Below are 16,236 nucleotides of genomic sequence, written 5' to 3'. Positions count from 1 at the left end.
TATTTTTTCTCTTATGTCTTGGATAGAGTTACCTCTAACCAATTACAAAGTTAGTAAAATCATACTAATGTGCAAATATTTATCAGTTATCAGTTGTTTGTTGTCAGATAAGATTAAAAAAAATTGAAATAAATAATACAGATATGAAACTGAACGCAACAAACCCCAACACGCAGGTGCAGTGTCTACACTCACAAAAAAAGCGATAGTAAGGTTACTCACTATCGCTCTCAAGATGTTCTTTACGGACGTGGCAGGCCACGTCCCTACAATAAATATTTGATTTACAAATCTTCTCCATTTGCTTTATTATATCCATTGTCATAATACATTGTAATATAATATTTTCCTCTAAGCTCTGAGATCATAAACCATACTGTTTTTTTAGCTAGTATGTATTCGGCATACTCAAGTCCTAATGTCTGCAGTTCATCTTCAGGGAGATTAAAAAATTCCTCTGGTGTATACCTACTAAATGCGAATGATTCCATTTCTTTAGCGGACGTAATAGAATCACGTTCTACGGGTTTCTGATAAAATACAGCCTCATATCTCTTTTTATTTACCATCATTTCATACCCTATATCCTCATCTTCAAAAATTGTTTGGTCATCCAAAGATATATATTTGGTATTATTTGCAAATTGGCGACATAGATTATTAAATCTTATTTTTATATCTGCTTCATTAATAATATTTTTATCGCATATCATAATACGATATACCTTATTATTATTGGTTCCCACATAAACAATTACATCATACCCATTAAACTCTCCCTCTAAAACATCTTTATCATAAGAAGTACTAACAAAACCTTTTTCTTTTAGTTTTTGTATCATATCGGATTTAAATCCATCAACTGGAATTCCTAAAAACTTAGTTACATCACTTTGCGCATACAACGCAACTGACGCAATCAATAAAACGAAAATTGACAGAATCTTTTTCATAGGTCAAACTTTACACCCCTCAGTTCCAAAAGGTTTTTATTTAAACATAAAAAGCGTGGAACTGCAATGCCACATTCTAAGTCGGAGGTCGTAGGAATAACCCTTATTCAGAGGATATGATAATAGCAGCCCACGCATACACGTGAGAAACCATTACACTTTGTCTCTCTGAATAGTCTTGAATTTCCTACGTTCCCGACTTTGAGATAAGCATAACGCTTCTTTTATTTTTTCTCTTATGTCTTGGATAGAGTTACCTCTAACCAATTACAAAGTTAGTAAAATCATATTAATGTGCAAATAATCATATATTATCTGCGGATAGAATGTCCAAAATAATCTAATTGAAGAAAATTTTCATGGAGGACGTGGCAGACCACGTCCCTACTAAAAATCGAAATAAATGGTGCAGATATGAAACTGAACGCAACAAACCCCAACACGCAGGTGCAGTGTCCACACTCACAAAAAAGCGATAGCAAGGTTACTCACTATCGCTTATATATTCTCTCAAAAAGGTTAATCAAAGCTAACAACTAAAAACTACCCAAAGGGCGGCATTAGCCGACAACTAACAACTATTTTTGACGCATAAATATATTAATAGGACTTCCCGAAAAATTCCAACGTTGACGGATTTGATTTTCGAGATAGCGTTTGTATGGCTCTTTTACCCACTGTGGCAAGTTACAGAAGAAGATAAAAGTTGGCACATACGAGCCTTTTAACTGGGTTATATATTTTATCTTTACATATTTTCCTTTGTGCGCTGGTGGTGGATATGCCTCAATGGCGGCAAGTATCTCTTCGTTTAGTCGTGCAGTTGGTATTTGCTGACGGCGGTTTTCAAATACTTGTGCGGCACACTCAAGTACTTTAAATATGCGTTGTTTGGTTAGGGCTGATGTGAAGATGATTGGGAAGTCGGTGAAAGGGGCAAAGCGGTTGCGAATTGCCTCTTCAAATGCTTTGATTGCTTTTTGACTTTTGTCTTCTACTAAGTCCCATTTGTTTACGCACACTACTAATCCTTTTTTGTTTTTCTGGATTAGAGAGAAGATGTTCATATCTTGTCCCTCTATTCCGCGTGTTGCGTCAATCATTAATACGCATACATCAGAGTCTTCTATCGCTCTGATTGAGCGAATTACTGAGTAGTACTCTATGTCTTCGGTTACTTTTCCTTTTTTACGTATTCCTGCGGTATCGACAAGGTAAAAGTCGAATCCGAATTTTGTGTAGCGTGTGTGTATTGAGTCGCGTGTTGTTCCTGCTATATTGGTTACTATGTTGCGGTCTTCTCCTATAAATGCGTTGATTATTGATGATTTTCCTGCATTAGGACGTCCTACTACGGCTATGCGTGGTACGTTCTCCTCAATTGTCTCTTCCTCTTTTTTTGTAAATTTTGAGATTATTTCATCAAGCAGGTCGCCTGTTCCCGAGCCGTTTGCTGCCGAGATACTGAAAGGATCGCCAAGTCCGAATGAATAGAATTGTGCCGATGTGTATTGCCACTCGTTACTGTCTATTTTGTTTGCTACTACTATTACGGGTTTTGTGGTGCGTCGTAGGATAGCTGCTACACGGTCATCAAGGTCAGTTACTCCTGTTATTGCATCTACTACAAATAGGAGTACGTCTGCCTCTTCAATGGCAATGGATACTTGTTTGTTGATTTCATCCTCGAATATATCGTCAGAGTTTACTACCCAACCGCCTGTATCAATGATTGAGAATTCGTTTCCACACCACTCTACTTTTCCGTATTGGCGGTCGCGTGTAGTGCCTGCCTCTTCGTTTACTATGGCTCTACGGGTGTTGGTGAGTCGGTTAAAAATTGTTGACTTGCCTACATTGGGGCGTCCTACTATTGCTACTAAATTTCCCATAACTATTCTTGTGAATATCCGAAGTTTTTTAATTTACTTAATTTGTTTCGCCAATCTCGTTCTACTTTTACGTATAGTTCGAGATATACTTTTTTACCAAAGAAGGTCTCAATGTCTTTTCGTGCCAACATTCCTACGCGTTTTAGCGAACTGCCTCCTTTGCCTATTATTATTCCTTTTTGTGAATCGCGTTCTACATATACCACAGCCATTATGTGTATTGTGGTTTCGCTCTCATCAAATTTTTCCACTACTGCTTCTACCGAATAGGGTATCTCTTTGTCGTATGTTAAGAGTATCTTCTCTCGTATTATCTCAGTTACAAAGAAGCGGGCAGGACGGTCGGTTAAAGCGTCTTTGTCAAAGAATGGTGGCGAGGGTGGCAACATCTCTTGTATGCGTTTTAAGAGGTAATCTACATTGAATTTTAGTGATGCAGATATGGGTATTACCTCGGCATTTGGGAGTATTGTTCGCCACTTGCTTACTATCTCCTCTAAGTCGGTTTGATTTTTTAATAAATCTATTTTATTGATTATGAGTATCACATTGTTTTCTTGTGCTACTCGTGCCACAAAGTCGGGGTTTTTGTCGGGTGTCTCAACAACATCGGTTACATATAATAATACATCGGCATCTACTAAAGCCGATTTTGAGAAGTCGAGCATTGCCTCTTGTAGTTTGTATTTGGGCGATAGTACTCCCGGTGTATCAGAATAGACTATCTGCATATCAGGTGTGTTAACTATTCCCATTATACGGTGGCGTGTTGTTTGTGCCTTTGAGGTTATAATGGATATACGCTCCCCTACCAACGAGTTCATCAGTGTTGATTTTCCCACGTTGGGATTTCCTACTATATTTACAAATCCTGCTTTGTGTTGTTTATTCTCGCTCACTTGTATATTTTTTATGCGATTCAAATTTATAAAAAAAGTTGCATAAAAGGTTGTTTTTGTTCTCTTATTCTCTTACTGTTTGTTTACGAGTAAGCGAGTAGCAACAAACTTCAACGCCTTATGCAACTTCTTTGTTTTTATTTTTTAGTGTCGTATGCCCACTTAATGTATGTTGAACCCCATGTAAATCCTGCTCCAAAGGCTGTTAACAAAATGTTATCGCCTTTTTTAAATTTGTCTTCCCATTGTGCCATACACAAAGGTATTGTTGCAGAACTTGTGTTTCCGAAGTTCTCGATATTCATTATTATCTTCTCTTGTGCTATGCCTAATCGTGAGCCTATTGCCTCTATTATTCGGGCATTTGCTTGATGTGGTATAAACCAGTTTACCGAGTCGTTTGTGAGTTGGTTTCGAATCATTATCTGTTTATACACGTCTATCATATTTGATACGGCATATTTATATACGGTTCTTCCCTCTTGATACAGGAAGTGTTCTCCTCTATCTATTGCTCCGTAGGTTATTGGTTGTGCCGAACCTCCTGCCTTCATCATTAGGTAAGGTATTCCCTCTCCGTCGGTGTGTAATAGAGTATCTACTACTCCTACATCTTCGTATGTTGGTTCAAGTAATACTGCTGCGGCAGCATCTCCAAACAAAGGACATGTTGCTCTGTCTTGATAGTTTACCATCGAAGACATCTTCTCTGCACAAACTACTATTACTTTCTTATATAATCCGGAGTTTATATATGCCTTTCCGATTTGCAATGCTACTACGAATCCGGTACATGCTGCTTGAATATCGTATGCAAAACAGTTTTTTACTCCCGAACGGTCGGCTATTACTGCTGCTGTTGCAGGAAATCGGTAATCGGGATTTGATGTTGCACATATTATTACCTCTACTTCATCAGTTGTTGTCCCTGTTTTTTCGAGAAGTAAATCTACGGCTTTTGAACCCATATATGACGAACCTAAGTTTTCACCTTTTAGTATGCGTCGCTCTTTTATTCCTACGCGTGAATATATCCACTCATCGGTAGTGTCAACCATCTTGGTTAAGTCCTCGTTGGTTAGCTTGTCCTCAGGAACATACGCTGCTACTCCAGTTATTGCTGTATTTATTTTCTTCATGAATGGTTCTTCTTTTTGATAAAAAATGCCCTAAGAGTTGATAAAACCCTTAAGGCTTTAATAATCATTTGTTTTTACTGCTCGTCTCTACAATGCTCTTCATTGTATTGTTATACTCGCAGTTTTTTGTTTGTCGCCTTTCTTATTGTAAAGGGACAAATCATTAAACAGCCGCTGTCTCAATAGCAACTTTTCCGCGATAGTAACCACACTCGTTGCATACTGTGTGATAAACGTGCCATGCTCCACAGTTAGGACATACTGCCATTGTTGGTGCAAGTGCTTTATCGTGAGTACGACGTTTTGCTGTTCTTGTCTTTGATTGTTTTCGTTTAGGATGTGCCATTTTTATTTAATTATTTAGTTATTATCTATTAATTTCTTTAATTCACTCCATCGCGAGTCAACGGGTTCTCCCTCTTCTTGACTCTCTTTTGCTCCACTATATTTTTGCAAAAGTGATTCCATTTCGCTATTGCACTCTCCTTCGGCGTGAGTGCATGTTATTGGCAACTCAAGTGCTACAAATTCATATAGATACCACGCAAGGTCTATCTCGTTGCAATCTTCAGTTATTACCAATTTGTCGCCTTCATCAACATTCTCTTTTCCGTACTTTACGGTAAATCCGTTTTCAGCATCTATTTGGTAGTCCATCTCATCCAAGCATCTGTTGCATTGAACTTTTACTACCCCTTTCAAGAGAAATTTAAAATCGAAGTTTCCTTCTATCTTTTTTACTATGAGTTGTACACTTACATCTCCTTTTGTTACTTCGGCATCTTCTATTGCTGAAAAAAAGTTATCATCAAGATGGTATTCATATTGGTATGTTCCATCTGAGAGCCCCTTTAATTCTATTTTGTAGGTTTCCATTTTTACCATTTAATATACAAACGTGCCAAAAAGCGATGCAAAGTTAATTAAAAAAATCCCGATGACAAAATAAGTTGAGACAAAACCCTCATTTTTTTGTTTTTTTTATAGCAATTTTATGCTTCATCTATATGTAATTCCACTCTAAAGGTGGTTCCTTTGCCCAATTCACTCTCTTTTACATACACTCTTCCTCCATGATACTCCTCAACAATTCGCTTTACAAGTGCCAACCCTAATCCCCAACCTCGCTCTTTTGTGGTATATCCCGGACGGAATACGGTATTAAAGTTTTTTCGGGCTATTCCTTTTCCTGTGTCGGTTATATCAATGTAACATATATCTACATCTTGCATTAATTCTACCTTCAATTCTCCCGTTCCGCTCATTGCATCTATTGCATTTTTACAGAGATTTTCAAATACCCACTCTATTAGCGGAACGCATAATTTTATAGGGATTGGTGTATCAGGTATGATAGTTTTAAATTTTACCTTGTTAGATACTCTGCGTTGCATATACTCTGCCGAGCTTCGTACCACCGGGGTAATGTCGGTTTTTACAAGTTCGGGCGATGAGCCTATTTTTGAAAACCTCTCTGCTATTACCGACAGGCGGGTTACATCTTTCTCCATATCTGCAAGGAGAGCTTTGTCTATATCATTCATTTTCAACACCTCAACCCATGCCATTAATGATGATATTGGTGTACCCAACTGATGTGCGGTCTCTTTTGATAATCCAACCCAAACTTGATTTTGCTCTGCTTTTTTGCTATTCATAAGGGCAATGTAGCATATCAACAAGAAGAGTATCATTACTCCTAATTGCACGTATGGGAATAGTGCCAAATATTTTAGCATCACCGAGTCGTCGTAATAGAGGTATTGTTTTGTATCTTCATCTATCGGTATCTCTATCACATTTCCTAATTCCTTAAAATCGTGATATATTTTTTCCAGAGAGATAGAGTCTTTCTTTGAGATATTGGCAGTTCCCATAACTTGCTCATCCTGATCAACTATAATAACAGGTATTGTTGAGTTGCTTTGTAAAATTTTAAGTATCAATCCCAAATCGGTATTGGTATCACTGGCAGCCAAACGTGTTGCTTCTGCCCATATCTCCATTTTATTTAACTCCTCTTTTGATAAATCTTCTACCAACTTATTTGAAACATATAGGAATAGCGATACCAGTATTAGAGATATTACTATAAATACTATCTTAAATTTTTGTCTTGTTTTGTATATATTACGCATAACTTATCTCTATTATTTTCTCTTTTAAAGAGGATTATTAAGCGATTTGATACTTATTAAACGTTTGAGCCGTAAATTTATTATAATTTAATTGAATGGTAAAATATTTTGAAATCAAACAGATATAAGATTTATTCTGGGATGTATAAAGCAAAAGCAGTTTATCTAAAGATAAACAATCTATACAAAAAAAGGAACTCTCGCGAGTTCCTTTTATGGCAAAATTTGAAATATATTATTCAATAGAATAAATATCCTTATTAATCTGCATTTAGAGTAAAGCGTTTGAATGCTATTGCAGTCAATTCTTTATCTTTTGATGCCAAGTACTCTTTGATTGACATCTTAGCGTCTTTTACAAATGCTTGCTCTAAAAGTGAGTTCTCTTGGTAGAATTTGTTAAGACGTCCTTGAGCAATTTTATCAAGCATAGCCTCAGGTTTACCCTCTTGACGTGCTTTGTCTTTTGCTATCTCAAACTCTTTCTCTACTACCTCAGCAGGAAACTCTTCGCGAGTTACTGCAATTGGATTCATTGCAGCTACTTGCATAGCTACATCGCGAGCAACTTGGTTCTCCAACTCTTTGTTGAACGATACGATAGTTGCCAAGCGGTTTCCTGAGTGGATGTATGCTACTGTTGCCGGAGCCTCTAATGATAGATATGTGCTCAACTCCATTTTCTCACCTGTTACACCACTGCGGTCAGTAACTAAGTCTGCTATTGTACGTCCCTCAACCTCAGTTGCAAGAAGTGCTTCAATTGTTGCCGGGCGAGTTTCAATTGCTTTATCAAGTATTGTTTGAGTTAATGCAATAAAGTCAGCATTTTTTGCCACGAAGTCAGTTTCGCAGTTTAATGCTACGATTGCTGCAAATCCGTCTTTAGCTGCGGCTAATACGCAACCCTCTGAAGCATCGCGATCCTCACGTTTTGCAACGATTGCTTGACCACGTTTACGGATTAACTCAATAGCTTTGTCAAAATCTCCTTCAGCCTCTGCAAGTGCTTTTTTGCAATCCATCATTCCAGCACCTGTCATTTTGCGAAGTTTTGTAATATCTTGAATTGTAACAGCCATAATTAGTATAAATTTAATTTGTTATTAATTACTCTTCTGTCTCTGCTTTAGGTTCTACAGTTGGAGTCTCTTCTGCATCGCGGCGGATACGTGCGCGAGTTTTACGAGCTTTTTTCTCTTCTGCACCCTCAGTTGCTTGAGCCTCAGCAGCCTCAGTATCTGCTTTTTCTACTTTACGCTCCTCAAGACCTTCTGTGATTGCTCCGCAAAGTGCACTCAACACTGCGTCAATTGATTTTGATGCATCGTCGTTTGCTGGGATTACGTAATCTACATTTGAAGGATCTGAGTTTGTATCAACCATAGCAAATACAGGGATACCTAAACGGTTAGCCTCAGCAACAGCAATGTGCTCTTTCATTACGTCAACTACAAAAAGTGCTGCAGGAAGACGAGTTAAGTCAACGATGCTACCCAAGTTTTTCTCCAATTTTGCACGTTGGCGAGATACTTGAAGTTTTTCGCGTTTTGAAAGGTTTGCAAATGTGCCATCTTTAATCATTTTGTCGATAGCGTTCATTTTTTTGATTGCTTTGCGGATTGTTGGGAAGTTTGTTAACATTCCACCCGGCCAACGCTCAATAACGTATGGCATTCCTACTTCAGTTGCTTTATCTGCTACTACTTGTTTTGCTTGTTTTTTAGTTGAAACAAATAGGATTTTTTTGCCTGATTTAGCAATCTGTTTTAAAGCAGCAGCTGCCTCATCAATTTTTACAACTGTTTTGTTAAGGTCGATAATGTGAATTCCGTTACGCTCCATAAAAATGTATGGACGCATTGCTGGATTCCATTTACGTGTTAAGTGGCCAAAATGTACTCCGGCCTCGAGTAATTGATCAAATGTTGTTAGTGACATTGTTTTCTTTTTTTATTTATTCGTTTACATTCTACTAATTCAATTACAAGGTAATCTTTCTTTTAATTATAAAATGAAGCATTCTGAATCTCTTCTAACTCTATATTTCCAAAAAAGAGTCCTTGTAATTTGGATACTAAACGTCCAATTAAGATTCTTATGCGGCAAATATTAACGTTTGCTGAATTGGAATCTCTTTCTTGCTTTGGGACGTCCCGGTTTTTTACGCTCTACAACACGTGGGTCGCGAGTCATAAATCCTTCTGATTTCAAAGCGGGTTTGTCCTCAGGATTGATTTTAACAAGAGCACGAGCAATTGCCAAACGCAATGCCTCTGCTTGTCCTTTAAATCCACCTCCGTTAAGATTTACTTTGATATCGTATTTCTCAGCAACTCCTAATTTCAATAGTGGTTGTTTTACAACAAATTGCATAATCTCCAATGGGAAATATTGTGCAAGGTCTTTTTTGTTGATGGTGATTACACCGTTTCCCTCTTTTACGTAAACACGTGCTACCGCTGCTTTACGTCTTCCTAATGCGTTAACTGTTTCCATTATGATTATGCTTATTTAAGAGTGTTTATATCAATTGTTTTAGGGTTTTGTGCTGCATGAGGATGCTCTTCTCCTGCGTATACATAAACATTTGTAAGAAGTTTTGCACCAAGTCTGTTCTTTGGCAACATTCCTTTGATAACTTTCAAGAACAATTTTGACTCACCTTTTTGCATAAGTTTTGCAGGTGTAATCTCTCTTTGTCCACCGGGATAACCTGTGTATGACAAATAGATTTTATCTGTCCATTTGTTACCTGTTAATTTTACTTTATCAGCATTGATAATAATCACGTTATCTCCACAATCTGCATTGGGAGTAAAACAAGGTTTATATTTACCTCTTAAAATTTTAGCAACTTTTGATGCTAAACGACCCAAAACTTGATCTGTTGCGTCAACGATAACCCACTCTTTTTGAGCAGCTGCTTTTCCAACAGATACTGTCTTGTAACTTAATGTATCCACTTTGTATCTTTTTAATTATTAAACATTTAAATTCAGGCACAAGCTACGTTTCCGAACACACTTGAAACCATGCTTGCGTCTATTTTCTCTCTATTTTGGATATAATCGGCGTGCAAAAGTACTCTTTTTCTTTGAATTACAAAAATTTTTGAGAACATTTTTTATGTTCTATATCCTATTCCGATTTTTTTTTATATCTTTACAACTGATAATAAATATATTAAAATACACCTATTGATATAAAAAAATATAAATATATAAAACTTATAATCTATGAAAAAATTTACACATCTTGCTATTGTTTTTATGCTGATAGTGGGAATGCAGTTTGCAAATGCTGCTTCGGTACAGTTTCCCTCTACCGAGCAACCCGGTCAAGCACAAGCAACATCAGAATCAACTAAATGGACTCTCTACAACAACCTTTTAGAGGTGGAGTATATTATGAGTAACGGAGATCTTTACTTTAATGGTTCAGAGGCTTTGCAACTTGCTCCGGGTAGTGAGCCTTTTACTATTACTTTAGGCAATGGAACTACTGTTAAGGCTTCGGATATGACTATGAGTTCATACCCCGTTATAACAAACCTTACAGGAGATAGCGAGGCTATAAAAGCATCAGAGAAATACAATGGTAAGGTTTTGACTGCAAAATATACTTACAACTCTTTAAGCATTGAGTGGAGAGCTGTATTACGTGATGGTTCTCACTATATTCGTACCGAGATGGATATTACCGCTTCGGCTAACACCTCAATGACTAATATTATTCCTTTAACTCATAACCTTACTGCTGATGCTGATATAGTGGAGGTTAAGGGTACTGTTAGAGGAGCTCCTCTTGCTTCTTCAAAAATATTTGCGGCTATTGAAAACCCCGATGGTATTAATAGTGTTGGAAGTTCATCATCTTCTACTGTTTTCTCTCCCACATCTTGGACTCCTCAAAGCTGGGATACTCCAAGCAGTGTTCCTTCCGGAATAACATCATTGGGATTTACTAACTCTCAAATAAAATCAGCCGAAGGTAAAGTAAATATCTCAGCAGCAGGAAACGTATCGTTTACATTTAACTACTCAACTGGTAACTACCGCTTGAATATGACAGGTGTTGATATTTTGGATGCAAGCGGAAACGTTGTTGCCAACGATTACCATATAGGTTACTCGGGAACAGCTTATAGCAATAAAACTTATACTTTAAATGTTCCTTCAGCCGGCACTTATACTTTGAGATATTTTGTTGAAACAAAAACTGAAGATATTACAAGCTCGGGTAGTATTGCCATTTCAGGCGCAACTGTTTCTATTGCTACCGGAGAGAAATCAATTACCGGTCGCTGGAGCCGAGCAACAACTCTTAAGGCAGGAGATAGCTGGCACATCGGAACAGTGGTTGGTCTTGTTGCAGAAGGACAACTTCGCCGCTCGTTCCTTGCTTACAACGAGAGAGAACGCGCAGTACCTTACCGCTCGTTTATACACTACAACTCGTGGTACGAACTTAATATCGACCGAAACAACGACTCTAACCCTCTGAATCGTATGGTAGAGAGTCAATGTCTTCCTGTTCTTGATGCATGGAAAACCAATTTGTTTGATGTGCATAATGTTGGTATTGATGCATTTGTTTGGGATGATGGTTGGGATGACTTTAACTCTCTATGGGATTTTCATATTGGATTCCCCGAAGGATTCTCCAATATTAACGAAAAGGCTACCGCAATGGGCACAGGTATAGGTGCATGGTTAGGACCTGTGGGCGGATATGGTGCTTCAAAGGCTCAACGTCTTGCATATTGGAATAATACTCACTCAACTCAAATTTCAAATTTTGAGTTATCTAACCCCGAATACCTTGATGCTTTTGCCGACCGTTGTTCTCAAATGGTTAATGATTATGACTTCCGTTACTTTAAACTTGATGGTATAAGTGATTTAAGTAACGCAACAGGACCTAAAATTGAAGAGGACGTTGAGAGTTTCTTGAATATGTTAAACGTACTTCGCGAAATTAAATATGACCTATATTTTAACTGTACTGTAGGAACATGGTCTTCTCCGTTCTGGCTACACTTTGCAGATGCTATCTGGAGACAAGATGGAGACTGGGATAAGATAGGAAATCAAGGAGATAATCGCGAAAAATGGATTACATATCGCGACTATATGGTTTATAAAAACTATCCGCTGGCTTCACCTATTTGTCCTATTAACTCAATTATGACCCACGGATTGATGGTTACTAAATACGGACCACCTAATGTTATGCCTCGCGATGATAGCGATGCAACAGCAAAAGGTATTATCCGCGAAATGCACTGTGCTTTTGGTTGTGGTTCTGGATTAATAGAGCTATATGTCGATAACGACCTTATGACAACTATCGGCGAGGATGGTGAACTTTGGGCGGCTTTGGCAGAGTGTATTGAGTGGCACAGAGACAATGAAGATGTTCTTGCTGATGTTCACTGGGTTGGAGGCAATCCTTGGGATGGTTCAAAAGTTAGTGTGTATGGTTGGGCATCATGGAACGGAAAGAAAGCAACTCTTACTCTCCGCAATCCGAGTGCTTCAACAAAAACATTCTCTACAACCCTTCGCCAAGCCTTGGACATTCCTAATTACGTTACAGGTGACATAAAACTTACTGACGCTTTCAAGAATCAAACTCAATATAGCGGTATTACCAATGAGAGTGTAAATATTGACCAAACAATTACATTTACAATGCCTGCATTTGACGTTGTTGTATTGAATGGTAACTGCGCTCAAGAGGTTGAGTTAAGTGGTAGCATGAGCATTTCAAACCTTAACAAACGCTCAGCTAACATCAAGATAATTGATAGCGAAGAGGCTATTATATCAACAGGATGGGCTCAAATTGGTATTCTTAATGGGTGGAACGGAAAGAGTTCTTTAACAAATGAAGATGTTGCAAATATGTTCGCTCCTGTTGGAGATAGCAATGGCGAAAACATATTCAAATGGAATAATGGTGGTAAACTATCTGAGACAACTATTAATTGGAGTAACTTTGCCACAGAAACCGGCAATCCTGTTGTATTAGTTATTGGTAACGGTTCTAACATTAAAGATGCTGATGAGCTGGCAATATTAAAACTTAAAGTTGACAACAACGAACTCCTTTGGGAGAATGCTGATGGTGTAGAAATAAATATCTCTGCCGACAATGTAACTGCTGTTATGGGAGCCATTACAGAGGATTCAGAAACTAAATATATACAAACAAGAGCCTTTGGCTACCCAACCGGCGTTGAAGAGGAGATTGCCGATAACATTGAGATATACTCGGCAAATAACAATGTAATTATTAAAGGATGCAACCAAGAGGTTTCAGTCAAGATATTCGATGTTATGGGTAAAATAATAAATGCTGCAAATGTATTAGCAGATGAGACTCAACTATCCGTTAACGAAAAGGGTATTTACATAGTAACTATATTTGATAAAAATAGAGTAATTAAATCAGAAAAAGTTATAATAAAATAAGGAATATATGAAAACATTTAAGATTTTACTATTAGCATTATGCTTTACTGCATGTAGCACCAAACCAGTAGCAACAGTAGTTTTCCCATCATTACAACAACCAGAGAAAGCAACTGCCACTAACGAAGGAGAAAAGTATATTCTCTCAAACAACTTGTTGAAAGCAGAATATATATTAGAGAATGGTAATTTAAAATTCAATGGAAGCGACGCTTTACAGTTGGCTCCTACAAATGATTTGTTCTATGTCACTTTGGGTGATAGCTCAATAGTTAAATCATCAGAAATGACTATGAGCGAAGCAAAAATAGAGCAATTGAAAGGGTGTGAGAAAGCAATCAAAAAAGCAGAGCAATACAATGGTTACAAATTAAGTGCTGTATTTAAATATAACAATTTAACTATTGATTGGAGTGCTGTATTGCGTGATAACTCTCACTACCTTCGCACCGAAATGAAGATTAGTGCTAATGAAGATACAGAGATGATAAACATAGTTCCTATGGAATACACGCTAACCAACAACGCAGATGCAGTTATAGTTAACGGAGAAGTTCGCGGAGCACCTCTAACATCTTCTAAGATATTCGCAGGTATTGAGACTCCATTGGGAATTAACAGCGTTGATGGCAACACAATCAAAGGATTATGGAGCAGAGCAACAACCCTTAAAGCAGGAGATACTTGGAGTATAGGAGCAGTTGTAGGTCTTGTAGCAGAAGATCAACTACGTCGCTCGTTCCTTGCATATCACGAGAGAGAACGTGCTGTACCCTACCGCCCATTCATACACTACAACTCATGGTACGAACTTAACATTGACCGCAACAACTTCCCTGACCCACTAAAACGTATGATAGAGAGTCAATGTGTTGAAGTTATTGAAGCATGGCGTACAAATATGTATGAAAAACATGGTGTAGGAATTGATGCATTCGTTTGGGATGATGGATGGGATGAGTTTAACTCATTCTGGGATTTTCATATAGGATTCCCCAACGGATTTGCAAAACTCGACTCAATAGCAAAAACTATGGGAACTGGAATGGGTGCTTGGTTAGGACCTGTTGGTGGATATGGAGAGTCTAAGGCTCAACGCTTAGATTTTTGGAATCGCAATCACGAAAACCAAATTGACAATTTTGAATTATCAAATCCCGAGTATTTTGACGCCTTTATTGCAAGTTGCTCAAATATGGTAGATAGTTACGATTTCCGTTACTTCAAGTTTGACGGTATCAGCGATATTGCCAATGCAACAGGACCTAAAAACGAAGAAGACGCAGAGGGAATTATCAACGTACTTAAAGCACTTAGAGAGATCCGTTACGACCTATTCTTTAACTGCTCAGTAGGAACATGGTCATCGCCATTCTGGTTCCAATACGCCGATGCTGTTTGGCGTCAAGACCAAGACTGGACAACCGTTGGAGATCAAGGCGACAATCGCGAGAAATGGATTACATATCGCGACCACATGGTGTATAAAAACTTTACAGTAGCATCGCCAATATGCCCCATAAACTCTATTATGACTCATGGATTAATAGTTAGTAAATATGGACCTCCAGCATCAGCTCCACACGATGATTCAGAGGAGACAGCAAAAGGTATTATCCGCGAAATGCGTTGTGCATTTGGTTGTGGTTCAGGACTAATAGAACTCTATGTTGACAATGACATTATGAGCAATGTAGGAGAAGATGGAGAACTATGGGCAGAGTTAGCAGAGTGCATTAAATGGCAACGCAACAACCAAGACGTACTTGCCGATATTCACTGGGTAGGAGGCAATCCTTGGAATGGCGAAAAAGCAGAAGTATATGGTTGGGCATCATGGAACGGAGAAAAAGCAACACTAACACTCCGCAACCCTAACTCAACAGAGCAAACCTTCACGACTACTCTACGCCAAGCGTTGGATATACCAAATTACATAACAGGCAATATTAAACTTACAGATGCTTTCAAAAACCAAACACAATATGCAGGCATCACAAATGAAAGCATTGATATTGACCAAACTATAACATTTACAATGCCACCATTTGACGTTGTAGTATTAGACGGAGAGTGTAAGTAAAGCAGCTATTAGTTATGCGGTGCAAAGCACCTTAGATTTTAAGATATAAGCAGTAGGTTACTTGAACAACCTACTGCTTTTTTGTTCAACGTTAAAAGAGGTACTCGTTTAAGAAAACTAAATTACGCAAAACAACCCAAGAAAAACGAGGTAGGAGTCAAACGTTTATTTAATTTAGCTAATTAGAATAGATATAAGGTCTTAAAAGCATTAAGGGCATAAAGGCATTAAAGGGGCAATATTCCCCTGCTTTTGGGAGAAGATGTTTAACTATTTGACTAATCAGGATAATTTGGTCAATTGGTCCAATACCTTTTAGGCTTTAAGGGCCTTAAATGGCATTAAAGGCATTAAAGGGGCAATATTCCCCTGCTTTGGGGAGAGGAGTTTAACTATTTGACTAATCAGGCCAATTAGACTAATACCTTTTAGGCCTTTTGGGCTTTAATGGCCTTTAAGGCTTTAAATGGCCTTAAAGTACCTTAGTTTTACAAACAAAAAAAGAGAGAAGTCTTTGTAACTTCTCTCTTTCCATAAGGGGCGGCTACCTACTCTCCCACTTGCGCAGTACCATCGGCGTAGTCAGGTTTAACTTCTCTGTTCGGGATGGGAAGAGGTGGAGCCCTGACGCTATAGCCACCTAAATTTCTTTA

The 16,236-nt window shown here is 38.0% G+C and carries 13 protein-coding genes and 1 rRNA gene; 2 read left to right on the top strand and 12 right to left on the bottom strand.

Annotated features, from left to right (window positions below; genetic code table 11):
* Positions 1–284 precede the first annotated feature (284 nt).
* The 11 genes from IKK64_06070 to rplM form a co-directional block, all read right to left on the bottom strand.
* Positions 285–953 carry a hypothetical protein gene (locus IKK64_06070; protein MBR4119629.1) on the bottom strand — a complete coding sequence of 223 codons (669 nt, stop codon included), beginning with the start codon at positions 951–953 and terminating at the stop codon, positions 285–287.
* 578 nt (positions 954–1,531) lie between these two features.
* On the bottom strand, positions 1,532–2,845 hold the full coding sequence (gene der, locus IKK64_06065) for a ribosome biogenesis GTPase Der (protein ID MBR4119628.1): 1,314 nt from the start codon (positions 2,843–2,845) through the stop codon (positions 1,532–1,534).
* Positions 2,846–2,847: 2 nt separating this feature from the next.
* Entirely contained in the window at positions 2,848–3,774 is a 927-nt protein-coding gene (gene era, locus IKK64_06060; protein ID MBR4119627.1) for a GTPase Era, read from the bottom strand.
* 107 nt (positions 3,775–3,881) lie between these two features.
* Entirely contained in the window at positions 3,882–4,883 is a 1,002-nt protein-coding gene (locus IKK64_06055; GenBank protein ID MBR4119626.1) for a ketoacyl-ACP synthase III, read from the bottom strand.
* Between the two features lie 163 nt (positions 4,884–5,046).
* Positions 5,047–5,229, bottom strand: coding sequence for a 50S ribosomal protein L32 (gene rpmF / locus IKK64_06050; GenBank protein ID MBR4119625.1), 183 nt, complete (start codon positions 5,227–5,229; stop codon positions 5,047–5,049).
* A gap of 14 nt (positions 5,230–5,243) precedes the next feature.
* Positions 5,244–5,759 (bottom strand): DUF177 domain-containing protein, encoded by a 516-nt coding sequence (locus IKK64_06045; protein MBR4119624.1) that lies wholly within the window; start codon positions 5,757–5,759, stop codon positions 5,244–5,246.
* Between the two features lie 116 nt (positions 5,760–5,875).
* The gene (locus IKK64_06040) at positions 5,876–7,021 is read right to left on the bottom strand and encodes a HAMP domain-containing histidine kinase (GenBank protein MBR4119623.1); all 1,146 of its coding nucleotides are present in this window, start codon (positions 7,019–7,021) and stop codon (positions 5,876–5,878) included.
* A 260-nt stretch (positions 7,022–7,281) separates the two neighbouring features.
* Complete coding sequence (locus IKK64_06035) at positions 7,282–8,103, bottom strand: elongation factor Ts (protein ID MBR4119622.1); 822 nt, start codon at positions 8,101–8,103, stop codon at positions 7,282–7,284.
* A gap of 28 nt (positions 8,104–8,131) precedes the next feature.
* Positions 8,132–8,962, bottom strand: a complete 831-nt coding sequence (gene rpsB / locus IKK64_06030; protein ID MBR4119621.1) for a 30S ribosomal protein S2 — start codon at positions 8,960–8,962, stop codon at positions 8,132–8,134.
* 171 nt (positions 8,963–9,133) lie between these two features.
* Positions 9,134–9,520, bottom strand: coding sequence for a 30S ribosomal protein S9 (gene rpsI / locus IKK64_06025; GenBank protein ID MBR4119620.1), 387 nt, complete (start codon positions 9,518–9,520; stop codon positions 9,134–9,136).
* An 11-nt stretch (positions 9,521–9,531) separates the two neighbouring features.
* A complete protein-coding gene (gene rplM, locus IKK64_06020; protein MBR4119619.1) occupies positions 9,532–9,987 on the bottom strand; it encodes a 50S ribosomal protein L13 in 456 nt (151 codons plus the stop codon).
* A gap of 273 nt (positions 9,988–10,260) precedes the next feature.
* On the opposite strand from rplM, the gene IKK64_06015 reads away from it, so the two are divergent.
* The gene (locus IKK64_06015) at positions 10,261–13,500 is read left to right on the top strand and encodes a T9SS type A sorting domain-containing protein (GenBank protein ID MBR4119618.1); all 3,240 of its coding nucleotides are present in this window, start codon (positions 10,261–10,263) and stop codon (positions 13,498–13,500) included.
* Positions 13,501–13,507: 7 nt separating this feature from the next.
* Positions 13,508–15,583, top strand: coding sequence for a hypothetical protein (locus IKK64_06010; GenBank protein ID MBR4119617.1), 2,076 nt, complete (start codon positions 13,508–13,510; stop codon positions 15,581–15,583).
* Positions 15,584–16,118: 535 nt separating this feature from the next.
* On the opposite strand, the gene rrf is transcribed toward IKK64_06010, so the two are convergent.
* Positions 16,119–16,227 (bottom strand): 5S ribosomal RNA (gene rrf, locus IKK64_06005).
* Between the last annotated feature and the right edge of the window lie 9 nt (positions 16,228–16,236).

The organism is Bacteroidales bacterium (assembly GCA_017521245.1).
Taxonomy (GTDB): domain Bacteria; phylum Bacteroidota; class Bacteroidia; order Bacteroidales; family G3-4614; genus Caccoplasma_A.
This window is presented reverse-complemented; position numbering and strand designations above follow the sequence as displayed.

Bases quoted from the DNA above. Each gene is read 5' to 3' on its own strand.
- IKK64_06070 (MBR4119629.1), bottom strand. From the start codon at position 953: ATGAAAAAGATTCTGTCAATTTTCGTTTTATTGATTGCGTCAGTTGCG.
- der (MBR4119628.1), bottom strand. From the start codon at position 2,845: ATGGGAAATTTAGTAGCAATAGTAGGACGCCCCAATGTAGGCAAGTCA.
- IKK64_06055 (MBR4119626.1), bottom strand. From the start codon at position 4,883: ATGAAGAAAATAAATACAGCAATAACTGGAGTAGCAGCGTATGTTCCT.
- rpmF (MBR4119625.1), bottom strand. From the start codon at position 5,229: ATGGCACATCCTAAACGAAAACAATCAAAGACAAGAACAGCAAAACGT.
- IKK64_06045 (MBR4119624.1), bottom strand. From the start codon at position 5,759: ATGGAAACCTACAAAATAGAATTAAAGGGGCTCTCAGATGGAACATAC.
- IKK64_06040 (MBR4119623.1), bottom strand. From the start codon at position 7,021: ATGCGTAATATATACAAAACAAGACAAAAATTTAAGATAGTATTTATA.
- IKK64_06035 (MBR4119622.1), bottom strand. From the start codon at position 8,103: ATGGCTGTTACAATTCAAGATATTACAAAACTTCGCAAAATGACAGGT.
- rpsB (MBR4119621.1), bottom strand. From the start codon at position 8,962: ATGTCACTAACAACATTTGATCAATTACTCGAGGCCGGAGTACATTTT.
- rpsI (MBR4119620.1), bottom strand. From the start codon at position 9,520: ATGGAAACAGTTAACGCATTAGGAAGACGTAAAGCAGCGGTAGCACGT.
- IKK64_06015 (MBR4119618.1), top strand. From the start codon at position 10,261: ATGAAAAAATTTACACATCTTGCTATTGTTTTTATGCTGATAGTGGGA.
- IKK64_06010 (MBR4119617.1), top strand. From the start codon at position 13,508: ATGAAAACATTTAAGATTTTACTATTAGCATTATGCTTTACTGCATGT.